The sequence below is a fragment of the Mesorhizobium sp. M7A.F.Ca.US.010.02.1.1 genome (genome assembly GCF_004023085.1).
In the GTDB taxonomy this organism is placed as follows: Bacteria; Pseudomonadota; Alphaproteobacteria; order Rhizobiales; family Rhizobiaceae; genus Mesorhizobium.
The window spans coordinates 1-22,862 of the sequence record NZ_RZRV01000064.1 but is presented as its reverse complement, the minus strand read 5'-3'; the positions used below and the strand labels follow the sequence as shown (position 1 = coordinate 22,862).

The following is a 22,862-nucleotide window of genomic DNA, read 5'->3' as shown; positions in this document are numbered from 1 at the left end:
GCACGACCGACGTGACCGGCATCGTGTCGCTGCCGGAAGGCACCGAGATGGTGATGCCGGGCGACAACATCACGGTCGATGTCGAGCTGATCGTGCCGATCGCCATGGAAGAGAAGCTGCGCTTCGCTATCCGTGAAGGCGGCCGCACCGTCGGTGCCGGCATCGTCGTCACCATCAAGGAATAATCGAGCCCGGCATTTGCCGGATCGACAAGAAAAGGGCGGTCTTCGGGCCGCCCTTTTTTGTTTGCCGGGCTATCGGCTACCGCCCTGTCGCTCGACCCTGTTGCAAGCCCTTGGACCTCGTCTAGTATAGGTTGCATCAAGGGGCTTTTGCAGAATGGTTTCAGGGCGCCTTCACCGTTGTCGGGCATTGTGGTCGCTGGCCTTGATCTGCCTGCTGGCATTGCTTGCCGCGGGCCCGGTAGCCTTTGCGGCGGATGCGGCGCCGGATCTTGGGCCGACGATGCGGTTCGGCATTGTCCGCAGCAACGCACCGGGGTGCGAGCCGATCTGCCCGGAATGGATATCGGCCGAGGGCTCCATAGAAGCCGGCACGCCGGCACTCTTCAAACGCATGCTGAAGACGCTTGGCGGGCGGAAACTGCCTGTTGTCGTGGATTCTCCCGGCGGCAATGTCGAGGCGGCGCTGACGCTTGGCCGGCTGATCCGCAAGAACAAGCTCGATATCGCCATCGGCAAGACGGTGTTTTCCAGCTGCCAGCCCGGTGCGAAGGGATGCCAGGACCGTGACGCCCGCTACTTCGGCGATGTCATCGACTATGGCGCCATGTGCAATTCCGCCTGTCCTCTGATGTTTGCCGGCGGTATCAGGCGGGTGGCCGGCGAATGGGCCTATCTCGGCGTCCATCAGATCACCACGACCTACATCCGCACGAAATTGCAATACCGCACCACCTACCGCATCGTGGGGGGCAAGAAGAAGATCCTCAACACAAAGATCGTCAGCCGCAAGAACGCCGGCAGCTACAAGACCTACGAGATGAGCAAGTCGGTGGAGAAAAAGCTGGCGGCCTATCTCAACCAGATGGGCATCGAACAAGGCATGCTCGAAACGATGAAGGGCACGCCGGCCAGCGAAATTCACCAGATCGCCCTCGACGACATGCTGGCGATGAAGCTGGTCACCAGCACGGACGCTGTAGGCCTGTTGACCGCGGCAAGCCTGTGCGAGCCCGGCCGCCTGGCCACGAATTGCCGGGAAATGCCGGGGGACAAGCCTGATGGCCTGACGGCGACCGCGGCCAAGCCTGCTCCGCCGGCGATCGAACCCGAGCCGGCGCGACACGATGAAGAGCGGCGCGATGAAGACATGCGCTTCGTCGTCGTTCGCGGCACCAATCCGCTCTGCAATCCAGACTGCCCGGAATGGATCTCGGCGGAAGGCGCGATCACTCCCCAGACCCCGCAGAAGCTGCGCCAATTGCTCGCCACGCTCGGCAAACGGCAACTGCCTGTCGTGGTCAGTTCGAGGGGAGGCGACCTGTTCAGCGCCCTGGCGGCGGGACGGCTTATCCATGAAAGGAAGCTCGACGTCGCGGTTGGCCGCACCGATTTCGTCGGCTGTGACCCGGGAGCGTGGAATTGCCTGGCCAAAGAGGGCGCCTATGCCGGGCTGAGCATCGATGCGGGCGTGGAGTGCGATTCGGCCTGCGCGCTGATGCTTGCCGGCGGCATCAAGCGGCTTGTCGGTCCCCAGGCGCGACTTAGCCTCTACCTGATGGGGCAAAAGCAGATGGTCAAGGCCTATCTCGACGAGATGGCGATCGCTCCCGCCCTGTTCGCGGCGATCGAGCGTCGCTCGGTCGAGCGCCGGCTGGAACCCGGCATGATGCTGAAGGTCGGACTGACGACGAGCCTGCAATCGGTCGACGCGCTGACCGGCGCCACCATTTGCGAGGCGGTGCCAAGACCCGAGAATTGCCGGATCCGGCCCTCCGCCAATGCCGAGGCTGACGCGCCGGCCAAATTGTAGACCGCGGCGAAGCCGGAACTGGCCATCGAGGCAGGTTGAGACACTTCCGATTGTTCCGCTATCGTCGCTGCTGGCGGCGCCAGGCAGGCGGAGGATCGAGAATGAGCCAGGATATCCCGACCCTCTACGAATGGGCCGGCGGCGGCGAGGCCCTGAACCGGCTGACCCAGACTTTCTACGACAAGGTGGCGCAGGACCCGATCGTCGGGCCGGTGTTCAAGACCATGTCGCCGGATCATCCCGCCCATGTCGCGGCCTTCATCGGCGAGGTTTTCGGCGGGTCAAAAACCTACAGCGAGCAGTTCGGTGGCCACCGCGAGATGGTCATGCACCATCTGGGCAAGCATCTGAGCGAGGAGCAGCGCCGCCGCTGGATTAGCCTCCTGGCCGATGCAGCCGACGCGGTCGGCCTGCCTGACGATCCGGAATTCCGTTCGGCCTTCATGGGCTATGTCGAATGGGGATCGCGTCTGGCCAAGATGAACTCCAATCTCGGCGAGACGTGCGATCCCGAGACGGAACCGATGCCGGCCTGGGGCTGGGGCGTGCCGGGCGGACCCTATCGGCCGCTGAAAACAAAGTAACCTCTCGCCGAACGAGCTGGTCGTCAGCTGTCCCGATTTCTGGCGCAGGGGGGGTGAAGGTACGTTTGCTTGCAAACCACCCTTTACAGAGCGTGCGGAAGCTTTTAGGAAGCGCCTGCTGCGCCGACATGCGCACGTACGGGCATAGCTCAGTTGGTAGAGCGGCGGTCTCCAAAACCGCAGGTCGTAGGTTCGAGCCCTGCTGCCCGTGCCATTTCCAAAGGGAAATCAGGCACTTAGAAATAGCGCTACTCGGTTGAGAAGCCAAAACGACTGCTGCACATCTATTGCACGGACATGCACGTCCGCGGGCAGCGTCCGACGGTGGCGTAAAATCACACGATTCTGGTGGGCAACTTCACCGTAACGACAGCCTGGTTTGGCGCTGCTCGAGGTTCCACAAAGGTAAAAATTGGCGGGTTGGCACCAAGGAAGCTGGCTTGGCTCGAGTCGAGATTTGCTCCTTTGGTCCGAAGGATGCGGGCGCAGAATACAAACCATCCGACGCTCGGGCATAGGCTTCCATGCTATGCTTTGGACCGCTCGGCTTTGAGAATCTACAGCTTGTAGGCAGCAGGCGGACCAACGGATCCGCGTTCGATGATTGTGGTCGGCAGAATGAGCCTTTCAGCTGGCCGTGCTTCGCCCTTCAAGCGGCGGATGAGCAGTTCCGCGACGCTTTTGCCCAGCGCATAGACGGGCTGGTCGACGACGGTGATGGGCGGGGTCGTGACGCTCGTCCAGTCCGCGTCATGGAAAGTGATGAGCGAGATGTCTTGTGGAATGCGCAGCCCGCGCTGGCGCATGACCTTGAAGATCTCCAGGGCTATGAGACTGTCGGAGGCAAGGATTGCGGTCGGTCGATCTGGCCCCGACAGCAGTTTGTCGGCGAGCTTTCGCGTCTCGTCGGGGCTTGTCGCGCCAAGGCGAATATGACGTTCCGGTCGATCAATTCCGGCGTCCCGGCACACCTTGAGAAAGCCGTCGATGCGCTCACGGACCGATGAGGTGTAGATTTGTCCTAGGTCGCGATACTCATTGCCTTCGGCGTCAACCGCGGTCACATAGGCGATTTTGCTGTGGCCGGCGTCGACAAGGATACGGGTCGCCCGCATGGCGATGTCTCGATCGTCAACCGTAACCGTGTCGACATCGAGATCAGGCAGCGCCCGGTCAAGCAGGGCAAGCGGCCGGCCTGAACGGTGGATGTCGCGCAGGTGTGAGATGTCACGCGATTCCGACGGCGTGACGATCAGTCCGTCGACGCGCTTGCCGATCAACAGCCGCACAGCTGCCCTTTCCGCGTCGATCCGCTCGCCGGAGTTGGCCAAGATGACGTTGAAGCCAGCCGCCCTTGCCGCGTCGCTGATTCCACGCACCGCCAGGCTGAAGAACGGGTTTTCGATGTCTCCGACCACCACGCCGATGATGCCGGACCTGCCGGTCGTCATGCTTCGGGCCAGTTCGTTCGGACGGTAGTCAAGGGCCTTGGCGGCGGCCATGACATTGGCGCGGATCGTGTCGCTGACGACACCGTATCCGCCGAGCACGCGCGCGGCCGTCGCTTTGGACACATTGGCCACTCGGGCGACATCGCTGACCGTTATCGACTGGGTCTTGGGTGCGGTTCTTTTCATTGGATGAACGACTACAAGAGTTGTTGACGGAAGGTCAATCTGGCGATAACGATTATCAAAGAGACCGGTCTCAATCAATAAGAGACCGGTCTCTTTTAGAAGATTGCGGGCCGAGAGGCGCATGCCGCGGTCGCGGCGGCGGGCGATGTCAAGCGTGGGATTGCCGGCTCGACGTCAATACCAAGAAGAACAGACCTTCAGAGTGGAGAGAAGACATGAGCAGGATAGGAATTCTCAAGTCGTTGATGTCACCGGTCCGGGCCGGCGCAATGGCTCTTATGGCTGTGTGCATCGGCGCGGGTTTTGTTTCCGGAGCAGCCGCCGCGGATGACAATCCCTATGGTCTTATTGATGCGAAAGTCATCAGCGTTGGTACCATGGGTGATGCCAAGCCCTACGCTTTCACCCAGGCGGACGGCACATTCACCGGGTTCGACATCGAATTGTTCCGCAACGTCGCGAGCCGCCTTGGCTTCAAGCCGGACCAGGTGATCTTCACCGGTCAGGAATTCTCGGCGCTGATGCCTTCGGTTGCCAACGAGCGCTTCGATGTCGCGGTCGCGGCAATCGGCACGACGGAAGCGCGTAAGAAGACCGTCGACTTTTCCGACGGGTATCTTGCAGGCTATCTCTCCGTGCTTACGTCAGACAAGGCGATCACGTCGGCCGACGGGCTCAAGGGCAAGCGTCTTGGCGTCGTGCAGGGTACGCTGCAGGAAATCTATGCGGCGAAGAATTTTGTCGGGACGGATCTCGTCAAATTTCCTGACAACAATTCGGCCGTCTCGGCGCTCAACAATGGCACGGTCGACGCTCATTTCCTCGATTACGAGGCAGCCAAGGACTATGGCGTTCGTTATCCGGACTTGAAGATCGCGGTTAACATCCCGTCCTTCGACGCGCCGGCAGGCTTCGTCTTGCGCAAGGGCAACGACAAGCTTCGCGATGCGCTGAACACCGCCCTGCATGCGGCCATGCAGGACGGCACCTGGAAGACGCTTTATGAGAAGTGGTTCCCAGGCTCGCCGATGCCCGATCAATACCTCCCCAAGAAGTAACCGCACCCGGCCGCCGGCTTTTGCGCCGGCGGCCGGACCACGCGCTGCCGCGTTTGATGTCGGACGATGCGGACAGCGCAACCGAAAGGGGGCCGAATGAACTGGCTTGAAAACTTGCGGCGCAGTTTCCTTGACTGGCAAGCCATGGCGGACGTGCTGCCAAGCATGATCACCATCGGATTGAAGAACACCTTGATCCTCGCGGCCGCATCCACGGTGCTGGGTGTCGTGCTCGGCATGATCCTGGCAGTCATGGGCATCTCGCAATCGCGCTGGCTGCGCATTCCGGCCCGGGTCTACACGGACATTTTCCGTGGCCTTCCGGCGATCGTCACGATCCTTCTGATCGGCCAGGGCTTTGCGCGCATCGGCCGTGAAATCTTTGGGCCTTCGCCCTTTCCGCTCGGCATTCTGGCCCTCAGCCTGATCGCCGGCGCCTATATCGGCGAAATCTTCCGCTCGGGCATCCAGAGCGTCGAGCGCGGGCAAATGGAAGCCTGCCGGGCGCTCAGCATGAGCTACGGGCAGGGCATGCGCCTGATCGTCATCCCGCAGGGCATCCGCCGCGTCCTGCCGGCGCTGGTCAACCAGTTCATCGGCAACGTCAAGGATTCGAGCCTCGTCTACTTCCTCGGTCTGCTCGCATCGGAGCGCGAGATTTTCCGCGTCGGTCAGGACCAGGCGGTGGTCACCGGAAACCTGTCGCCATTGCTGCTGGCCGGCGTGTTCTATCTCGTGATCACCGTGCCGTTGACCCACGTGGTTAATTACATCGACAACTCGCTGCGGGTCGGAAAGCAAAAGGCAGGCCTCGTCACCAGCGGCCTTGCCGAGGTGAGCGAACTGGAGAGCGCCGTCGGCAGCCCGCTCTCCGAGGCCAGCCCTGAAGACAGCTCGGCGCTTTCACGCTTCAAGGGTGGTAGTCTCGCCGTCACCAATCTCGACATGGCCTATGGCGATCTCGATGTCCTGAAGGGCGTCAGCCTGACGGTCAAGCCGGGCACGGTCACCTGCGTCATCGGTCCGTCAGGGTCGGGCAAGTCGACCTTGCTGCGCTGCCTTAACCGCTTGGTCGAGCCCAAGGGCGGTGACGTGCTGCTCGATGGCGCGAGCATCCTGGCGATGAAGCCCGAAAAGCTGCGCCGGCGTGTCGGCATGGTGTTCCAGCAGTTCAACCTGTTTCCCGACCACACAGCCCTGGAAAACGTCATGCTGTCGCTGACCAAGGTCAAGGGCCTTCCGGTGCGGGAAGCCGAGCGCATCGCCGAGGCGCGCCTCGCCGATGTTGGCCTTGCCGCACGCAAACACCATCGTCCCGGCAGTCTTTCCGGTGGCCAGCAGCAGCGGGTGGCAATCGCCCGTGCACTGGCAATGGACCCTGAGGTGATCCTGTTCGACGAGGTGACGAGCGCTCTCGATCCGGAACTGGTGAAGGGCGTTCTCAACCTGATGGCTGACCTCGGCCGACGTGGCATGACAATGGTCGTGGTGACCCATGAAATGGGTTTTGCCCGCAAGGTCGCCGATCAGGTCATCTTCATGGATGAGGGCCGTGTCATCGAGGCCGGCACGCCCGCTGCGATCTTCGACACTCCCAAAAGCGCGCGCTTGAAGCACTTCCTCGCCGAAGTGCTGTGATCCGCATCGCCATCTGGCCGATATGCGTGGAACGCCTTCGGTCGCTCAATCCACTCTCTACACAGTGAAAGAACATCTCATGGTTACATCGCATCCGGTCTCGAAGGTCGTCGTTGTCGGAGGCGGCATTTTCGGTGTCTCCACAGCCGTTCATCTCGCGCGGCTTGGCATCGAAACGATCCTCGTCAACGATGGACCGCTTGCCAAGGGGGCGTCGGGCCGCTCGCTCTCCTGGCTCAATTCAGCGCGCAAGCGGTCGGCTGAGTATCATCGCTTGCGCATGATCGGTATCGACCGCTACCGGACGTTGTCGGCGAGATATCCGGATGCTGCGTGGCTGCGTTTCGATGGCGGCCTGACATGGGATGCGGACGACGCCTCGAACCAGATTGCTGATGTCTTCGCCCATGAAAAGGATCTCGGCTATGACGCACAGCACCTGACCGCGGCCGCCATAGCGGCGGTCACACCAGGCGTTGCCGCAGGCGCCGTCACGCCGCAGGGAGCCATTTTCAACCCAGGGGAAGGCTGGGTCGACCTGCCATCGCTGATCGATGCATTAATTGCGGAGTTCGTGGAGCGCGGCGGGCGACTGGTCACCGATGCCGGCAGGGCCACGGTCACGGTTGTCGATGGTCGTGCCACTGGCGCCACCACGACCAGCGGCATCGACTTTCCTGCCGATGCAGTCCTCCTGGCGACCGGCAGTGATGTGCCGCGAATGGTTGCGGCCACAGGCCACCATATCGAGGATGGGACGCCGATCGCGCTGCTGGTCAGGACCAAGCCGGTCGATTTGGCTCTTCGGGCCGTGCTCAACACGCCGCGCGTCGCCATCCGCCCGACGCCGGACGGAGCCCTCGCGCTCGATTCCGCCTGGTCGGAAGAAGAGGTAATCATCAATGCAGACGGCACCTATGGGGTGAAGGGCTCGACGATTGATGGACTTCTTGAACAAGCCGCGAAGGTCCTCGAGGGACATCCAAAGCTGGAATTGGAGAGTTATGGTGTCGGCCCCAAGCCGATTCCGGGCGACGGCGAGCCGGTCTTCGGCTTGTTGAAAGATATCCAGGGATACTACGTCGCCTTCAGCCACAGCGGCGCGACGCTTGGCCTGATCGCCGGTGAACTCATTGCCGACGAGATCGCCACCGGAAGAGAGCACCCGCTGCTTGCCAAGTTCCGCCCAAGCCGCTTTGCTTAGGCTTTCGGAATTGTTTCGTGTGGCCATCAGCGACATTTCTGCGGTCTGCCCTTTGAAAATCGGCGACCCGCTTGCCATATTAGCCCGATTGGGGCATAAGAGCGCCATAGCCGGGACGGAACGACTGGATGGTTCCGAGGCGGTGTTTGGTCATAAAGCGGAGACTTGCCACTTGCGTGGATCAAGAATCGGTTTTATGTAGACGAAACAGACACGCGACGCGTGGAGCTGGGAAACCGGCTTTACGCGTCTGATTTGCATGGGCGAAATGATTGCGCTGATTCGGCGCGAAATTCGCTCAGGCGGTACGTCCCGGCCAGCGGGATCATCCAGGAGACCCGGCCAACGGGTCTTGAAGACAGAGCGGCATATGGCTTCGAAAACCACAAATCCTTTCGTCTTTCTCCAGCAGGTCCGCGCGGAGACCGCCAAGGTGACTTGGCCGTCGCGGCGCGAAACGATGATCTCGACGGTGATGGTTCTGGCCTTCGCAGTGATCGCGATGATCTTTTTCTTCACCGCCGATCAGCTCATGGGCCTTGCGGTCGAACAGATTCTGGGCATCGGACGCTAAGTCCGGCGATTACGGAGAAGTCTTGAAATGACCGCGCGCTGGTACATCGTCCACGCCTATTCGAACTTTGAAAAGAAGGTCGCCGAGGATATCGAGAACAAGGCCAAGCAGAAGGGCCTGTCCGCCGACATCCACCAGATCGTGGTTCCGACCGAGAAGGTCGTCGAAGTTCGCCGCGGCCGCAAGGTCGATGCCGAGCGCAAGTTCTTCCCGGGCTATGTGCTGCTGAAGGCGAATTTGACCGACGCTGTGTTCTCGCTGGTCAAGAACACACCGAAGGTCACCGGCTTCCTGGGTGACTCCAAGCCGGTGCCGATCACCGAGGCGGAAGCGCAGCGCATCCTGAACCAGGTGCAGGAAGGCGTCGAGCGGCCCAAGCCCTCGGTCACGTTCGAGATCGGCGAAGCGATCCGCGTTTCGGATGGTCCCTTCGCGTCGTTCAACGGTTTCGTCCAGGAAGTGGACGAGGAGCGGGCGCGGCTCAAGGTGGAAGTTTCGATCTTCGGGCGCGCCGTGCCGGTCGATCTGGAATTCGGACAGGTCGAAAAGGGCTGATCCGAAATCCCTGACGCCGGTTTGGCGATCAGGGGAGGCGGCGCGGAAGCGCGGCCTGAGAACGGTGGGAGACGAATGCGGCTTTAGCCGGCCGCATGGATCGCACCACCAGACTGCAACCGCCGGCATGACCGGCATAGACAAAGGCAGGAAAAGAGATGGCTAAGAAAATTGCAGGCCAGCTCAAGCTCCAGGTGAAAGCGGGATCGGCTACGCCGTCTCCCCCGATCGGCCCGGCGCTTGGTCAGCGTGGCATCAACATCATGGAGTTCTGCAAGGCGTTCAACGCGCAGACCCAGGAAATGGAAAAGGGATCGCCGGTTCCGGTCGTCATCACCTACTATCAGGACAAGTCCTTCACCTTCGTCATGAAGACGGCGCCGGTGAGCTACTTCCTGAAGAAGGCAGCGAACCTGACGTCCGGTTCCAAGGAGCCGGGCAAGGTCAAGGCCGGTACGGTTTCGCGTGACAAGGTCCGCGAGATTGCCACCGCGAAGATGAAAGACCTGAACGCAAACGACGTCGAAGCGGCCATGCGCATGGTCGAGGGCTCCGCCCGCTCGATGGGTCTGGAAGTGGTGGGCTAAGATCATGGCAAAGATTGCAAAGCGTGTATCGAAGACCCGCGAAGGCATCGATCCCAACAAGGCTTATGCCCTGGGTGATGCGCTGAAGCTGCTCAAGGACCGTTCCTCGGTGAAGTTCGATGAGACCATCGAAGTCGCCATGAATCTCGGCGTCGACCCGCGCCATGCCGACCAGATGGTCCGCGGCGTGGTCAACCTGCCGAACGGCACCGGCCGCTCGGTGCGTGTCGCCGTGTTCGCCCGTGGCGACAAGGCCGACGAAGCGCGCGCCGCCGGCGCCGACATCGTTGGTGCCGAGGATCTGGTCGACATCGTCCAGAAGGGCACGATCGATTTCGATCGCTGCATCGCCACGCCGGACATGATGCCGCTGGTCGGTCGTCTGGGCAAAGTGCTCGGCCCGCGCGGCATGATGCCGAACCCGAAGGTCGGCACCGTCACCACCGACGTTGCCGCCGCCGTCAAGGCATCCAAGGGCGGCGCCGTCGAGTTCCGTGTCGAGAAGGCTGGCATCGTCCATGCCGGCGTCGGCAAGGTCTCGTTCGACGTCAAGGCGCTGGAAGAGAACATCCGCGCCTTCGCCGATGCGGTGACCAAGGCAAAGCCGACTGGCGCCAAGGGCAACTACGTCAAGAAGGTGTCGGTCACCTCGACGATGGGCCCGGGCCTCAAGCTCGACGTCGCGACGCTCAACGCGTCCTGATACGAACATTTGGATCGGCCGCTAAGCGGCTGATCCGCAAGTGAATTCCGGGCCTCCGACCTAGTTGGCGGCCCGGTGCCGGAAGTCGAAAGGCTTCCGGACATCCTGTCCGAGATTGCAGGCGGCCCAGAAGCCTTAATTCGATTTGGGCCTGCATGAGACGGGTGAAGACCGGACAACGGAGCGATTGCTCCAATGAAAGGTTCGAACCGTGTTTGCCTTTTGTCTGCGCATCGCCGGCTTGACTGTCGATGTGGCGAAAGGGGGCAGGATCCTCGAGCGTCGTTCGGGAGATCCGTTACTGGATGGCCCGGCCGACAAAAGGCAACCCGACGCCTGTCCTCGTCAATGGGATGTTCCCGTTAACAGGATTGGGGTCAACTGGAGATAGGCAGTGGACAGAGCGGAAAAACGCGAACTCGTCACGGGCCTGAACGGTGCGTTCTCGAACGCAGGTTCAGTGGTCGTGGCCCACTACGCCGGTATCACCGTCGCGCAAATGAACGACCTTCGGTCGAAAATGCGCGCCGCCGGTGGCACCGTCAAAGTCGCGAAGAACCGTCTCGCCAAAATCGCTCTTCAGGGCACGGACTCCGCATCGATCATCGAGCTGTTCAAGGGACAGACGCTGATTGCTTATTCGGAGGATCCGATTGCGGCGCCGAAGGTCGCGTCCGATTTCGCCAAGGGAAATGACAAGCTCGTCATTCTCGGCGGCGCAATGGGCACCACCTCGCTCAATGCCGACGGTGTGAAGGCACTCGCCACACTTCCGTCGCTCGATGAGCTGCGCGCCAGGCTGGTTGGCATGATCGCCACGCCGGCAACCCGGATCGCCCAGATCGTCAATGCGCCAGCGGCCTCGGTCGCGCGCGTCATCGGCGCTTACGCCCGGAAGGACGAGGCGGCATGAGGCCGTTCCTCGCTATCACAAACACACGTTCGAACCTTATGAAGGAACACAACAATGGCTGATCTCGCAAAGATCGTAGACGACCTTTCGAAGCTGACCGTCCTCGAGGCGGCCGAGCTGTCGAAGCTTCTGGAAGAAAAGTGGGGCGTTTCCGCCGCTGCTCCGGTGGCTGTTGCCGCCGCTGGCGGTGGTGCGGCCGCAGCTGCTCCGGTCGAGGAAAAGACGGAATTCGACGTCGTCCTCACCGAGGCAGGCGCTCAGAAGATCAACGTCATCAAGGAAGTCCGCGCCATCACCGGTCTTGGCCTCAAGGAAGCCAAGGATCTGGTCGAAGCGGCTCCGAAGCCGGTCAAGGAAGCCGTTTCCAAGGCCGACGCTGACAAGTTCAAGGCTCAGCTGGAAGCAGCCGGCGCCAAGGTCGAACTGAAGTAAGCGTAAAAGCGGCGGGCGGCCTCGCGCCGTCCGCCACTCCCTTCGCCCGAAGGGAGAGCGCGTAACGCGAGATCTGCGAGAACCTCTTTCCTGAGGGCCGAAAACCGGCCTTCAGGAAACGGGTTTTCTCCCGTTCTAACCGGCCGCCGACAGGCGCCGGGAAAACAGACAGAGGGTTGCCGCCAAGGTGGCCCAGCATGCAAGGCGAGCCGCGGCGAGGCTCGTCCCGAGTTTAGAGCTAAGGAGCGACGATGGCCCAGACCCAGACTTTCAATGGCCGCAGACGCGTACGCAAGTTCTTCGGAAAGATTCCGGAAGTTGCGGAGATGCCGAACCTGATCGAGGTTCAGAAGGCATCCTATGACCAGTTCCTGATGGTGGCGGAGCCCAAGGGTGGGCGTCCGGACGAGGGACTGCAGGCTGTTTTCAAGTCGGTCTTCCCGATCTCCGATTTTTCCGGCTCCTCGATGCTGGAGTTCGTGAAGTATGAGTTCGAAGGACCGAAATTCGACGTTGACGAATGCCGTCAGCGCGACCTGACCTATGCCGCGCCGCTCAAGGTGACGCTGCGCCTCATCGTGTTCGATATCGACGAGGATACCGGCGCCAAGTCCATCAAGGACATCAAGGAGCAGGACGTCTACATGGGCGACATGCCGCTCATGACGCTGAATGGCACCTTCATCGTCAACGGCACCGAGCGCGTCATCGTCTCGCAGATGCACCGCTCGCCGGGCGTCTTCTTCGACCATGACAAGGGCAAGTCGCACTCGTCGGGCAAGCTTCTGTTTGCCGCGCGCGTCATCCCCTATCGCGGCTCGTGGCTCGACATCGAGTTCGATTCCAAGGACGTCGTGCACGCCCGCATCGATCGTCGCCGCAAGATTCCGGTGACGTCGCTGCTGATGGCGCTCGGCATGGACGGCGAAGAAATCCTGTCGACCTTCTACAACAAGATCACCTACAAGCGCGCCGGCGACCATTGGCGCATTCCGTTCAACGTCGAGCGTTTCCGCGGCCTCAAGGCCGTCGGCGACCTGGTCGATGCCGATACCGGCGAAGTCGTCGTCGAAGCCGGCAAGAAGATCACGGCACGTCAGGCTCGGGCGCTTGGCGAAAAGGGTCTGAAGGCGATCAAGGCGACCGACGAGGATCTGCTCGGCAACTACCTGGCCGAGGACATCGTCAACTACGCCACCGGCGAGATATTCCTCGAAGCCGGGGACGAGATCGACGAGAAGACGCTGAAGGTTCTGCTCGGCACCGGCGAAGACGAGATCAAGGTTCTCGACATCGACCACGTCAATGTCGGCGCCTATATCCGCAACACGCTCAACGTCGACAAGAACGAGAGCCGCCAGGACGCGCTGTTCGACATCTATCGTGTCATGCGCCCCGGCGAGCCGCCGACGCTCGAAACCGCCGAAGCCATGTTCAACTCGCTGTTCTTCGACAGTGAGCGCTACGATCTGTCGGCCGTTGGCCGCGTCAAGATGAACATGCGCCTCGAGCTCAAGGCCGAGGACACCGTGCGCGTGCTGCGCAAGGACGACATCCTGGCCGTGGTCAGGACGCTGGTTGAACTGCGCGACGGCAAGGGCGAGATCGACGACATCGACAATCTCGGCAACCGCCGCGTGCGTTCGGTCGGCGAGCTGATGGAAAACCAGTACCGCGTCGGCCTGCTGCGCATGGAACGCGCGATCAAGGAGCGTATGTCCTCGATCGAGATCGACACGGTCATGCCGCAGGACCTGATCAACGCCAAGCCGGCGGCTGCCGCCGTGCGCGAGTTCTTCGGTTCCTCGCAGCTGTCGCAGTTCATGGACCAGACCAACCCGCTGTCGGAGATCACCCACAAGCGCCGCCTTTCGGCGCTTGGACCGGGCGGTCTGACCCGCGAGCGCGCCGGCTTCGAGGTGCGCGACGTGCACCCGACGCATTACGGCCGCATCTGCCCGATCGAGACGCCGGAAGGCCCGAATATCGGTCTGATCAACTCGCTGGCCACCTTCGCACGCGTCAACAAGTACGGCTTCATCGAGAGCCCGTACCGCAAGATCGTCGACGGCAAGCTGACCAATGACGTCGTCTATCTCTCGGCGATGGAAGAGGCCAAGCACCACGTCGCGCAGGCCAACGCCGAGCTCGACAAGAACGGTGGTTTCGTCGACGAATTCGTCATTTGCCGCAGTGCCGGCGAAGTGATGATGGCGCCGCGCGAAAACGTCGATCTGATGGACGTGTCGCCCAAGCAGATGGTGTCGGTGGCCGCGGCCCTGATCCCGTTCCTGGAAAACGACGACGCCAACCGCGCTCTGATGGGCTCGAACATGCAGCGTCAGGCCGTGCCGCTGGTGCGCGCCGAGGCGCCGTTCGTCGGCACCGGCATGGAGCCGATCGTCGCCCGTGACTCGGGCGCCGCCATCGGCGCCCGCCGCGGCGGCATCGTCGACCAGGTGGACGCGACGCGTATCGTTATCCGCGCCACCGAAGATCTCGATCCGGGCAAGTCCGGCGTCGATATCTACCGGTTGATGAAGTTCCAGCGTTCGAACCAGAACACCTGCATCAACCAGCGTCCGCTGGTTCGCATGGGTGACCTCGTCAACAAGGGCGACATCATCGCCGACGGTCCGTCGACCGAGCTCGGTGATCTGGCGCTCGGCCGCAACGTGCTGGTCGCGTTCATGCCGTGGAACGGCTACAACTACGAGGACTCGATCCTCCTGTCCGAACGCATCGTCGCCGATGACGTCTTCACCTCGATCCACATCGAGGAGTTCGAGGTCATGGCGCGCGATACCAAGCTCGGGCCGGAGGAAATCACGCGCGACATTCCGAACGTCTCGGAAGAAGCGCTGAAGAACCTCGACGAAGCCGGCATCGTCTACATCGGTGCGGAAGTTCAGCCGGGCGACATCCTGGTCGGCAAGATCACGCCGAAGGGCGAAAGCCCAATGACGCCGGAAGAGAAGCTTCTGCGCGCCATCTTCGGCGAAAAGGCATCCGATGTGCGCGACACCTCGATGCGCATGCCTCCTGGCACTTTCGGCACCGTCGTCGAGGTGCGCGTCTTCAATCGCCATGGTGTGGAGAAGGACGAGCGCGCCATGGCGATCGAGCGCGAGGAGATCGAACGCCTCGCCAAGGACCGCGACGACGAGCAGGCCATTCTGGACCGTAACGTCTATGCGCGTCTTTCCGACGTGCTCGTCGGCAAGGAAGCGATCGCTGGACCGAAGGGCTTCAAGAAGGGCTCGACGCTGTCCAAGGATACGCTCGACGAGTATCCGCGTTCGCAGTGGTGGCAGTTTGCCGTGGAGAACGAAAAGCTCCAGAGCGAACTCGAAGCCCTGCGTGGCCAGTACGACGATTCCAAGAAGGCGCTCGAACAGCGTTTCATGGACAAGGTCGAGAAGGTCCAGCGCGGCGACGAAATGCCTCCGGGCGTCATGAAGATGGTCAAGGTCTTCGTGGCCGTGAAGCGCAAGATGCAGCCCGGCGACAAGATGGCCGGCCGTCACGGCAACAAGGGTGTCGTGTCGCGGATCGTTCCGGTCGAGGACATGCCTTTCCTCGAGGACGGCACGCATGCCGATATCGTGCTCAACCCGCTGGGTGTGCCGAGCCGCATGAATGTCGGCCAGATCCTGGAAACGCATCTGGGCTGGGCATGCGCGGGCATGGGCAGGAAAATCGGCGAGCTGATCGACACGTACAAGGCAGCCGGCGACATCAAGCCGCTGCGCAAGACGCTCGAGAGCTTCATCCCGGCCAACGACCGCAACGAGCCGGTTCGTGACTATGACGACGAGAGCATTGTTCGCCTCAGCGAGCAGATGCGCCGCGGCGTCTCGATCGCGACCCCGGTGTTCGACGGCGCGCACGAGGCTGACATCAACATCATGCTGGAGCAGGCGGGCCTGCACACCAGCGGTCAGTCGCAACTCTATGACGGACGCACCGGCGAGCCGTTCGATCGCAAGGTGACGATGGGCTACATCTACATGCTCAAGCTTCACCATCTCGTGGACGACAAGATCCACGCGCGTTCGATCGGTCCGTACTCGCTCGTCACCCAGCAGCCGCTGGGCGGCAAGGCGCAGTTCGGTGGCCAGCGCTTCGGCGAGATGGAGGTCTGGGCACTCGAAGCATACGGCGCCGCCTACACGCTGCAGGAAATGCTGACGGTGAAGTCGGACGACGTCGCAGGCCGTACCAAGGTCTACGAGGCGATCGTCCGTGGCGACGACACCTTCGAGGCCGGCATCCCCGAGAGCTTCAACGTTCTCGTCAAGGAAATGCGGTCTCTCGGCCTCAATGTCGAGCTGGAGAACACCAAGCTCGACGACAACCCTGTCCGGCTGCCAGATGCTGCCGAATAGGGGCGCGGCCGAGTAAGGCAATGGCGCGCCACGGCTTTCCGCGGCGCGCCTCGAGCATGATCCCGAAAAGTGGCTACCGGTTTTCGGATGGGATCATGCTCAACCAGGAAGTATTCGACGGCCAGTGGCCGACAAAGACGGCGGGCGTTTGGCTCGCGACTAGATGCAAGGGGTCTTCGAGGATCCCGAAAAGGAGAACGGCATGAACCAAGAGGTCATGAATCTCTTCAATCCCCAGGCGCCTGCGCAGGTGTTCGATTCCATCCGGATATCGCTCGCCAGCCCTGAGAAGATTCTGTCCTGGTCTTTCGGCGAGATCAAGAAGCCGGAGACCATCAACTACCGCACCTTCAAGCCGGAGCGTGACGGTCTGTTCTGCGCGCGCATTTTTGGCCCGATCAAGGACTATGAGTGCCTGTGCGGCAAGTACAAGCGCATGAAGTACAAGGGCGTCATCTGCGAGAAGTGCGGCGTTGAAGTCACGCTGTCGCGCGTTCGCCGCGAGCGCATGGGCCATATCGAACTGGCGGCACCGGTCGCCCATATCTGGTTCCTGAAGTCGCTGCCGTCGCGCATCGGCACGCTGCTCGACATGACCCTGAAGGACATCGAGCGCGTCCTCTACTTCGAGAACTACATCGTCACCGAACCTGGCCTCACCGCGCTGAAGGAGCACCAGCTGCTCAGCGAGGAAGAGTACATGATCGCCGTCGACGAGTATGGCGAGGATTCGTTCACCGCCATGATCGGCGCCGAGGCCATTCATGACCTCCTGGCCGGCATGGACTTGGAGAAGATCGCCGGCGACCTGCGTTCGGAACTGGCTTCGACCACCTCCGAGCTGAAGCAGAAGAAGTATCTGAAGCGGCTCAAGGTCGTCGAGAACTTCATGGAATCCGGCAACCGTCCGGAATGGATGATCATGAAGGTGGTTCCGGTGATCCCGCCGGACCTGCGCCCGCTGGTTCCTCTGGACGGCGGCCGCTTCGCCACGTCGGATCTGAACGACCTCTATCGCCGCGTCATCAACCGCAACAATCGTCTGAAGCGGCTGATCGAGCTGCGCGCTCCCGGCATCATCGTGCGCAATGAAAAGCGCATGCTGCAGGAAGCCGTCGATGCGCTGTTCGACAACGGCCGTCGCGGCCGCGTCATCACCGGCGCCAACAAGCGCCCGCTGAAGTCGCTGTCCGACATGCTCAAGGGCAAGCAGGGCCGGTTCCGTCAGAACCTGCTCGGCAAGCGCGTCGACTATTCCGGCCGCTCGGTCATCGTGACCGGTCCGGAGCTCAAGCTGCACCAGTGCGGCCTGCCCAAGAAGATGGCGCTCGAACTGTTCAAGCCCTTCATCTACGCCCGTCTCGACGCCAAGGGTTACTCTTCGACCGTCAAGCAGGCGAAGAAGCTGGTCGAAAAGGAGCGTCCGGAAGTCTGGGATATCCTCGACGAGGTCATCCGCGAACATCCGGTGCTGCTGAACCGTGCGCCGACGCTGCACCGTCTCGGCATCCAGGCGTTCGAGCCGATCCTGATCGAGGGCAAGGCGATCCAGTTGCACCCGCTGGTCTGCACGGCCTTCAACGCCGACTTCGACGGCGACCAGATGGCCGTTCACGTGCCGCTGTCGCTGGAAGCGCAGCTTGAAGCCCGCGTGCTGATGATGTCGACCAACAACATCCTGCACCCGGCTTCCGGCGCGCCGATCATCGTGCCGTCGCAGGACATGGTTCTGGGTCTCTACTATCTCTCGATCGTCAACCAGAACGAGCCGGGCGAGGGCATGGTGTTTGCCGACATGGGCGAACTCCAGCACGCGCTCGAGACCAAGGCCGTGACGCTGCACTCCAAGATCAAGGGTCGTTTCCGCACGGTCGACGCCGAAGGCAAGGTGGTGTCGAAGATCCATGACACCACGCCTGGCCGCATGATCATCGGCGAGCTTCTGCCGAAGAACGTCAACGTGCCTTACGAGACCGCCAACCAGGAGATGACCAAGAAGAACATCTCCAAGATGATCGACACCGTCTACCGCCATTGCGGTCAGAAGGAGACGGTCATTTTCTGCGATCGCATCATGGCTCTCGGCTTCAGCCATGCCTGCCGTGCCGGCATTTCGTTCGGCAAGGACGACATGCTGATCCCGGATGCCAAGATCAAGCTGGTCTCCGACACCGAGGCTTTGGCCAAGGAATACGAGCAGCAGTACAATGACGGTCTGATCACGCAGGGCGAGAAGTACAACAAGGTCGTCGACGCCTGGGCCAAGTGCTCGGAAAAGGTCGCCGACGAGATGATGGCCCGCATCAAGGCGGTCGAGTTCGAGGACAATGGCCGTCAGAAGCCGATGAACTCGATCTACATGATGTCGCACTCCGGTGCGCGTGGCTCGCCCACCCAGATGCGTCAGCTTGCCGGCATGCGCGGCCTTATGGCCAAGCCGTCGGGTGAAATCATCGAAACGCCGATCATCTCGAACTTCAAGGAAGGCCTGACCGTGCTCGAGTACTTCAACTCGACCCACGGCGCCCGCAAGGGTCTGGCCGACACCGCCTTGAAGACGGCGAACTCGGGTTACCTCACCCGTCGTCTGGTCGACGTGGCGCAGGACTGCATCGTCAACTCCGTCGACTGCGGCACCGACAAGGGCCTCACCATGCAGCCGATCGTCGATGCCGGTCAGGTCGTCGCTTCGGTCGGCCAGCGCGTGCTGGGCCGTACGTCGCTCGACGACATCACACATCCGGTGTCGGGCGAGATCCTGGTCAAGGCCGGAACGCTGATGGACGAGCGTGACGTGGAACAGATCGAAAAGGCCGGCGTCCAGTCGGTCCGCATCCGCTCGGCACTGACTTGCGAAGTCAGGGTTGGCGTCTGCGCGGTCTGCTACGGTCGCGATCTTGCCCGCGGCACCCCGGTCAACCAGGGCGAAGCCGTCGGCGTCATCGCGGCGCAGTCGATCGGCGAGCCGGGCACGCAGCTCACCATGCGTACCTTCCACATGGGCGGTACCGCGCAGGTGGTGGACAGCTCGTTCCTTGAAGCCTCGTATGAGGGCAAGGTCGAGATCCGCAACCGCAACGTGGTGCGCAACTCCGACGGCCAGCAGATGGTCATGGGCCGCAACATGGCGGTGCTGATCCTCGACGAAGCCGGCAAGGAGCGCGCCTCGCACCGTCTCACCTATGGTTCGCGCATCTTCGTGGACGATGGTGACAAGGTGAAGCGCGGCCAGCGTATCGCCGAGTGGGATCCCTATACCCGTCCAGTCCTCACCGAAATCGAGGGCAGGGTGTCGTACGAGGATCTGGTCGACGGCATTTCCGTTCAGGAAACGGCCGACGAGTCGACCGGCATCACCAAGCGTGAGGTCATCGACTGGCGCTCGACGCCACGCGGTAACGACCTGAAGCCGGCGATCGCGATCCAGGACGCCAAGGGCAAGGTCGGCAAGCTGTCGAAGGGCGGCGACGCCCGCTTCCTGCTCTCGGTCGAGGCCATTCTTTCGGTCGAGCCGGGCTCGCAGGTTCGCCCCGGCGACGTGCTGGCGCGTATTCCGATGGAAAGCGCCAAGACCAAGGACATCACCGGCGGTCTGCCGCGTGTTGCCGAGCTGTTCGAGGCACGTCGTCCGAAGGATCACGCCATCATCGCCGAGATCGACGGCACGATCCGCTTCGGCCGTGACTACAAGAACAAGCGTCGCATCATCATCGAGCCGCATGACTCGACGCTTGAGCCGGTCGAATACCTGATCCCGAAGGGCAAGCCGTTCCATCTCCAGGACGGCGACGTCATCGAGAAGGGCGACTACATCCTCGACGGCAATCCGGCGCCGCACGACATCCTGGCGATCAAGGGCGTGGAGGCACTTGCTTCCTACCTCGTCAACGAGATCCAGGAAGTCTATCGTCTGCAGGGCGTGCAGATCAACGACAAGCACATCGAGGTGATCGTTCGCCAGATGCTGCAGAAGGTCGAGATCACGGTGCAGGGCGACTCGACCTACATTCCGGGCGATCATGTCGACGTGATCGAACTGGAAGAGGTCAACGAGCGTCTGGTCGAGGACGGCAAGAAGCCGGCCGAAGGCCTCCCGGTGCTGCTCGGCATCACCAAGGCATCGCTGCAGACGCCATCCTTCATCTCGGCCGCCTCCTTCCAGGAGACGACCCGAGTGCTGACGGAAGCCGCGGTTGCCGGCAAGACCGACATGCTGCAGGGACTGAAGGAAAACGTCATCGTCGGCCGGCTTATCCCGGCCGGTACCGGCGGCACGATGAGCCAGATCCGGCGCATCGCCACCTCGCGCGACGAACTGATCATCGACGAGCGCCGCAAGGCCTCGGGTGCGGAAGTCGCCGAGCCGATGCTGGCCGATATGACGACCGCCGCGCAGTAAGCGGACGGAAAGAGAAGAGGAAAAGGGGCCGAATGGCCCCTTTTCGCGTTTAGGTCTCCAATTGGATCGGAGAAGAAAACGATGAGCAAAAGAAGCTGGGCGGCAGTCGACGACTACATCGTCGGTTCCCTGTTTGAGGCGGACCCCGTGCTTGATGCCGTTCTGGCGGCCAACCACGACCAGGGCCTGCCGGCGATCGACGTGTCGCCGGCGCAGGGCAAGCTGCTTTCCCTTCTTGCGCGGATGCGGGGAGCCAAGAAGGTTCTCGAAATCGGCACGCTGGGCGGCTATTCGACCATCTGGATGGCGCGCGCACTGCCTGCCGACGGCAAGATCGTGACACTTGAACTCGACCCGCATCACGCCAGCGTCGCGCGATCGAATTTCGAGCGGGCAGGCGTCTTGGAGCGGGTGGAACTGCGGGTCGGTCCGGCGCTTCAGTCGCTTGCAGCACTTGGCGCCGAGAATGCCGGGCCATTCGACTTCATCTTCATCGATGCCGACAAGCCGAACAATCCGCACTACCTATCCTGGGCCATGCGGTTGTCGCGGCCCGGAACCGTCATCGTCTGCGACAACGTCATACGCGATGGAGCCGTGGTGAATGAAGATGGCCGCGACGCCAATGTCGAAGGGGCACGCGCCGCATTCTCGTTCATCGGCAGCGAGAAGCGTCTGGACGGCACCGCCATCCAGACCGTCGGCGCCAAAGGCTATGATGGCTTTGCCATTGCGATCGTGGAGTGACGGCCGATCGGCGAACAGCCAAGCCGTCCCTGTTCAATCGAAAAAAGCCTCGACCACGTTGCGCTTGCCGAGCATGAAGGCGTCGGCGACATGCTGGAGGGGCGCGAGGTCGACATCGGAGGTGCCGGCGCGCACGATTTCGGCAAAGCGCTTGTAGAGCATCGGGTACTCGGCCTCCGGCTCGTCATGAACCACCTTGCCGTCGATGGCGAGCTTCGAGCCGCCGCCCGACAGCACCATGGCGCCCTTGTCGGTCTCGGCCAGGATGTCCCAGCTTTGCGGGCCGGTCTGCAGCCAGTCGAGATCCATCGTCACCGGCAAGCCATTCGAGGTGCGGAAGGCGACGCGCGCGGCAACCGGGGAGGCGCGGTTTTCGGGAAAATCCAGCACCGCCGAGGTGATGAACATCGCCGGCAGGATATGGGTGGCAATCGAGAGCGCGTTGATGCCGGGATCGAAGACGCCAAAACCGCCGGGAGCCCAGATCCATTCCTGGTTCGGGTGCCAGCGGCGCACATCTTCCTTCCAGTTGATGGCGGCCGACTTGATCTTGGTCGTGTCGAGAAATGCGCGCGCGGCCTCGACCGCCGGCGCATAGCGCGAGTGCCAGCTGGCGAACAGCGAGACGCCGTTCTGCGAGGCCAATGTCTTGAGGTCCTCGACCTCGCTGACAGTGGCGCCAGGCGGCTTCTCCAGGAAGACATGTTTCTTTGCTATCAGCGCTGTCCGCGCCGCGTCGTAGCGGAACTGCGGCGGCATGCAGAGCGATACGGCCTCGAGTTCGGGCACCGCGTCGAGCATGGCTTCGATGTCAGGAAAATTCGCGATGTCATCCACCTTGCCGTGACGGCTGGCGGCCGCGATGAGGCGATAGTCCTGGTCCTTCGCCAGGGCCGGCAGGTGCTGGTCGCGGACGATCTTGCCGACGCCGACGATGCCTATCTTGATGGGCTGGGACACGGCCGCTCCGTCTGTTTGATGATGGTGATGGTTTCTTATCAGAACACTTGCCCCGGGCAAGCCGAAGCCGAGCAGGCAAGCTCAGCCTTCCTCGAGCGGCAGTGTGCACATTTTTGTCGGCTGGGAAGGCCTCGGTCGCCGATTCGTCTCGGTCGCCGATTCGAAAGCTGGACCGGGAGGTCGGGGTCAGATCGGCACGTCGAAGGTGACGATCGACACTTCGCCTTCGAGCGCGCCCTGGAAGGCGGAGATATGCGGCTCTTCGTCGGGGATGCCGTCCATGTCGCCGATCTGGTCGAGCTCCGCCTCGGCGTACCCTTCGGCGGCAAGCGATTCGAGTGCCCGGCGCACCGCCGAATCGTCGTCGGGCGCAACCAGCATGACGTGGACGCCTTCCGGTTTGCCGCCTTTTTTCTTCCACACCCGGCCGGTGATGATGGTGACCGGGCGTTCTTCGTTGTCGTTCACGGGCCGATTCCTCTTGGCAG

17 protein-coding genes, 1 tRNA gene and 1 pseudogene are annotated in these 22,862 nt (G+C 62.0%); 16 read left to right on the top strand and 3 right to left on the bottom strand.

All coding sequences use genetic code 11. The annotated features are described in order from the left end of the window. The 4 genes and pseudogenes from tuf to EOA19_RS32985 form a co-directional block, all read left to right on the top strand. Nucleotides 1–185 (top strand): annotated as a pseudogene (gene tuf / locus EOA19_RS33000) (elongation factor Tu); the annotation flags it as partial. Nucleotides 186–339: 154 nt separating this feature from the next. Beyond that, the gene (locus tag EOA19_RS32995) at nt 340–1,995 is read left to right on the top strand and encodes a hypothetical protein (RefSeq protein WP_023814282.1); all 1,656 of its coding nucleotides are present in this window, start codon (nt 340–342) and stop codon (nt 1,993–1,995) included. A gap of 101 nt (nt 1,996–2,096) precedes the next feature. Beyond that, a complete protein-coding gene (locus EOA19_RS32990) occupies nt 2,097–2,579 on the top strand; it encodes a group II truncated hemoglobin (protein WP_023814283.1) in 483 nt (160 codons plus the stop codon). Between the two features lie 138 nt (nt 2,580–2,717). Further along, nucleotides 2,718–2,793: transfer RNA gene (locus tag EOA19_RS32985), tRNA-Trp, on the top strand. 343 nt (nt 2,794–3,136) lie between these two features. On the opposite strand, the gene EOA19_RS32980 is transcribed toward EOA19_RS32985, so the two are convergent. Then, the gene (locus EOA19_RS32980) at nt 3,137–4,216 is read right to left on the bottom strand and encodes a LacI family DNA-binding transcriptional regulator (protein WP_023814284.1); all 1,080 of its coding nucleotides are present in this window, start codon (nt 4,214–4,216) and stop codon (nt 3,137–3,139) included. A 215-nt stretch (nt 4,217–4,431) separates the two neighbouring features. On the opposite strand from EOA19_RS32980, the gene EOA19_RS32975 reads away from it, so the two are divergent. From EOA19_RS32975 to EOA19_RS32920, 12 genes are all read left to right on the top strand, one after another. Continuing rightward, a complete protein-coding gene (locus tag EOA19_RS32975; RefSeq protein WP_023814285.1) occupies nt 4,432–5,274 on the top strand; it encodes an ABC transporter substrate-binding protein in 843 nt (280 codons plus the stop codon). A 96-nt stretch (nt 5,275–5,370) separates the two neighbouring features. Then, nucleotides 5,371–6,912 (top strand): amino acid ABC transporter permease/ATP-binding protein, encoded by a 1,542-nt coding sequence (locus tag EOA19_RS36490; protein ID WP_023814286.1) that lies wholly within the window; start codon nt 5,371–5,373, stop codon nt 6,910–6,912. A gap of 79 nt (nt 6,913–6,991) precedes the next feature. Beyond that, complete coding sequence (locus EOA19_RS32965) at nt 6,992–8,116, top strand: FAD-binding oxidoreductase (RefSeq protein WP_023814287.1); 1,125 nt, start codon at nt 6,992–6,994, stop codon at nt 8,114–8,116. Between the two features lie 370 nt (nt 8,117–8,486). Further along, nucleotides 8,487–8,690, top strand: a complete 204-nt coding sequence (gene secE, locus EOA19_RS32960; protein WP_013531408.1) for a preprotein translocase subunit SecE — start codon at nt 8,487–8,489, stop codon at nt 8,688–8,690. 27 nt (nt 8,691–8,717) lie between these two features. Then, complete coding sequence (gene nusG, locus EOA19_RS32955) at nt 8,718–9,245, top strand: transcription termination/antitermination protein NusG (protein WP_013531409.1); 528 nt, start codon at nt 8,718–8,720, stop codon at nt 9,243–9,245. A 158-nt stretch (nt 9,246–9,403) separates the two neighbouring features. Next, a complete protein-coding gene (gene rplK / locus EOA19_RS32950; RefSeq protein ID WP_013531410.1) occupies nt 9,404–9,832 on the top strand; it encodes a 50S ribosomal protein L11 in 429 nt (142 codons plus the stop codon). A 4-nt stretch (nt 9,833–9,836) separates the two neighbouring features. Beyond that, nucleotides 9,837–10,535, top strand: a complete 699-nt coding sequence (gene rplA, locus EOA19_RS32945; RefSeq protein ID WP_013531411.1) for a 50S ribosomal protein L1 — start codon at nt 9,837–9,839, stop codon at nt 10,533–10,535. A gap of 394 nt (nt 10,536–10,929) precedes the next feature. Beyond that, nucleotides 10,930–11,448 (top strand): 50S ribosomal protein L10, encoded by a 519-nt coding sequence (rplJ, locus tag EOA19_RS32940; RefSeq protein ID WP_013531412.1) that lies wholly within the window; start codon nt 10,930–10,932, stop codon nt 11,446–11,448. A 54-nt stretch (nt 11,449–11,502) separates the two neighbouring features. Then, nucleotides 11,503–11,880 (top strand): 50S ribosomal protein L7/L12, encoded by a 378-nt coding sequence (rplL, locus tag EOA19_RS32935; RefSeq protein ID WP_027038853.1) that lies wholly within the window; start codon nt 11,503–11,505, stop codon nt 11,878–11,880. Between the two features lie 251 nt (nt 11,881–12,131). Further along, a complete protein-coding gene (gene rpoB / locus EOA19_RS32930; protein ID WP_023814288.1) occupies nt 12,132–16,268 on the top strand; it encodes a DNA-directed RNA polymerase subunit beta in 4,137 nt (1,378 codons plus the stop codon). Nucleotides 16,269–16,470: 202 nt separating this feature from the next. Then, nucleotides 16,471–20,667, top strand: coding sequence for a DNA-directed RNA polymerase subunit beta' (gene rpoC, locus EOA19_RS32925; RefSeq protein ID WP_128305933.1), 4,197 nt, complete (start codon nt 16,471–16,473; stop codon nt 20,665–20,667). An 81-nt stretch (nt 20,668–20,748) separates the two neighbouring features. After that, nucleotides 20,749–21,414 (top strand): O-methyltransferase, encoded by a 666-nt coding sequence (locus EOA19_RS32920; protein WP_128305932.1) that lies wholly within the window; start codon nt 20,749–20,751, stop codon nt 21,412–21,414. A 33-nt stretch (nt 21,415–21,447) separates the two neighbouring features. Here EOA19_RS32920 and EOA19_RS32915 read toward each other — a convergent pair whose 3' ends face one another. Together EOA19_RS32915 and EOA19_RS32910 are read right to left on the bottom strand one after the other, a co-directional pair. Beyond that, nucleotides 21,448–22,374 (bottom strand): Gfo/Idh/MocA family oxidoreductase, encoded by a 927-nt coding sequence (locus tag EOA19_RS32915; RefSeq protein ID WP_128305931.1) that lies wholly within the window; start codon nt 22,372–22,374, stop codon nt 21,448–21,450. A gap of 186 nt (nt 22,375–22,560) precedes the next feature. After that, nucleotides 22,561–22,842 (bottom strand): transcriptional regulator, encoded by a 282-nt coding sequence (locus EOA19_RS32910; RefSeq protein WP_013531420.1) that lies wholly within the window; start codon nt 22,840–22,842, stop codon nt 22,561–22,563. Nucleotides 22,843–22,862: the final 20 nt, after the last annotated feature.

Excerpts from the sequence above, each read along its gene's own strand:
- EOA19_RS32995 (WP_023814282.1), top strand. The coding sequence starts at position 340 with ATGGTTTCAGGGCGCCTTCACCGTTGTCGGGCATTGTGGTCGCTGGCC.
- EOA19_RS32990 (WP_023814283.1), top strand. The coding sequence starts at position 2,097 with ATGAGCCAGGATATCCCGACCCTCTACGAATGGGCCGGCGGCGGCGAG.
- EOA19_RS32980 (WP_023814284.1), bottom strand. The coding sequence starts at position 4,216 with ATGAAAAGAACCGCACCCAAGACCCAGTCGATAACGGTCAGCGATGTC.
- EOA19_RS32975 (WP_023814285.1), top strand. The coding sequence starts at position 4,432 with ATGAGCAGGATAGGAATTCTCAAGTCGTTGATGTCACCGGTCCGGGCC.
- EOA19_RS36490 (WP_023814286.1), top strand. The coding sequence starts at position 5,371 with ATGAACTGGCTTGAAAACTTGCGGCGCAGTTTCCTTGACTGGCAAGCC.
- EOA19_RS32965 (WP_023814287.1), top strand. The coding sequence starts at position 6,992 with ATGGTTACATCGCATCCGGTCTCGAAGGTCGTCGTTGTCGGAGGCGGC.
- secE (WP_013531408.1), top strand. The coding sequence starts at position 8,487 with ATGGCTTCGAAAACCACAAATCCTTTCGTCTTTCTCCAGCAGGTCCGC.
- nusG (WP_013531409.1), top strand. The coding sequence starts at position 8,718 with ATGACCGCGCGCTGGTACATCGTCCACGCCTATTCGAACTTTGAAAAG.
- rplK (WP_013531410.1), top strand. The coding sequence starts at position 9,404 with ATGGCTAAGAAAATTGCAGGCCAGCTCAAGCTCCAGGTGAAAGCGGGA.
- rplA (WP_013531411.1), top strand. The coding sequence starts at position 9,837 with ATGGCAAAGATTGCAAAGCGTGTATCGAAGACCCGCGAAGGCATCGAT.
- rplL (WP_027038853.1), top strand. The coding sequence starts at position 11,503 with ATGGCTGATCTCGCAAAGATCGTAGACGACCTTTCGAAGCTGACCGTC.
- rpoB (WP_023814288.1), top strand. The coding sequence starts at position 12,132 with ATGGCCCAGACCCAGACTTTCAATGGCCGCAGACGCGTACGCAAGTTC.
- rpoC (WP_128305933.1), top strand. The coding sequence starts at position 16,471 with ATGAACCAAGAGGTCATGAATCTCTTCAATCCCCAGGCGCCTGCGCAG.
- EOA19_RS32920 (WP_128305932.1), top strand. The coding sequence starts at position 20,749 with ATGAGCAAAAGAAGCTGGGCGGCAGTCGACGACTACATCGTCGGTTCC.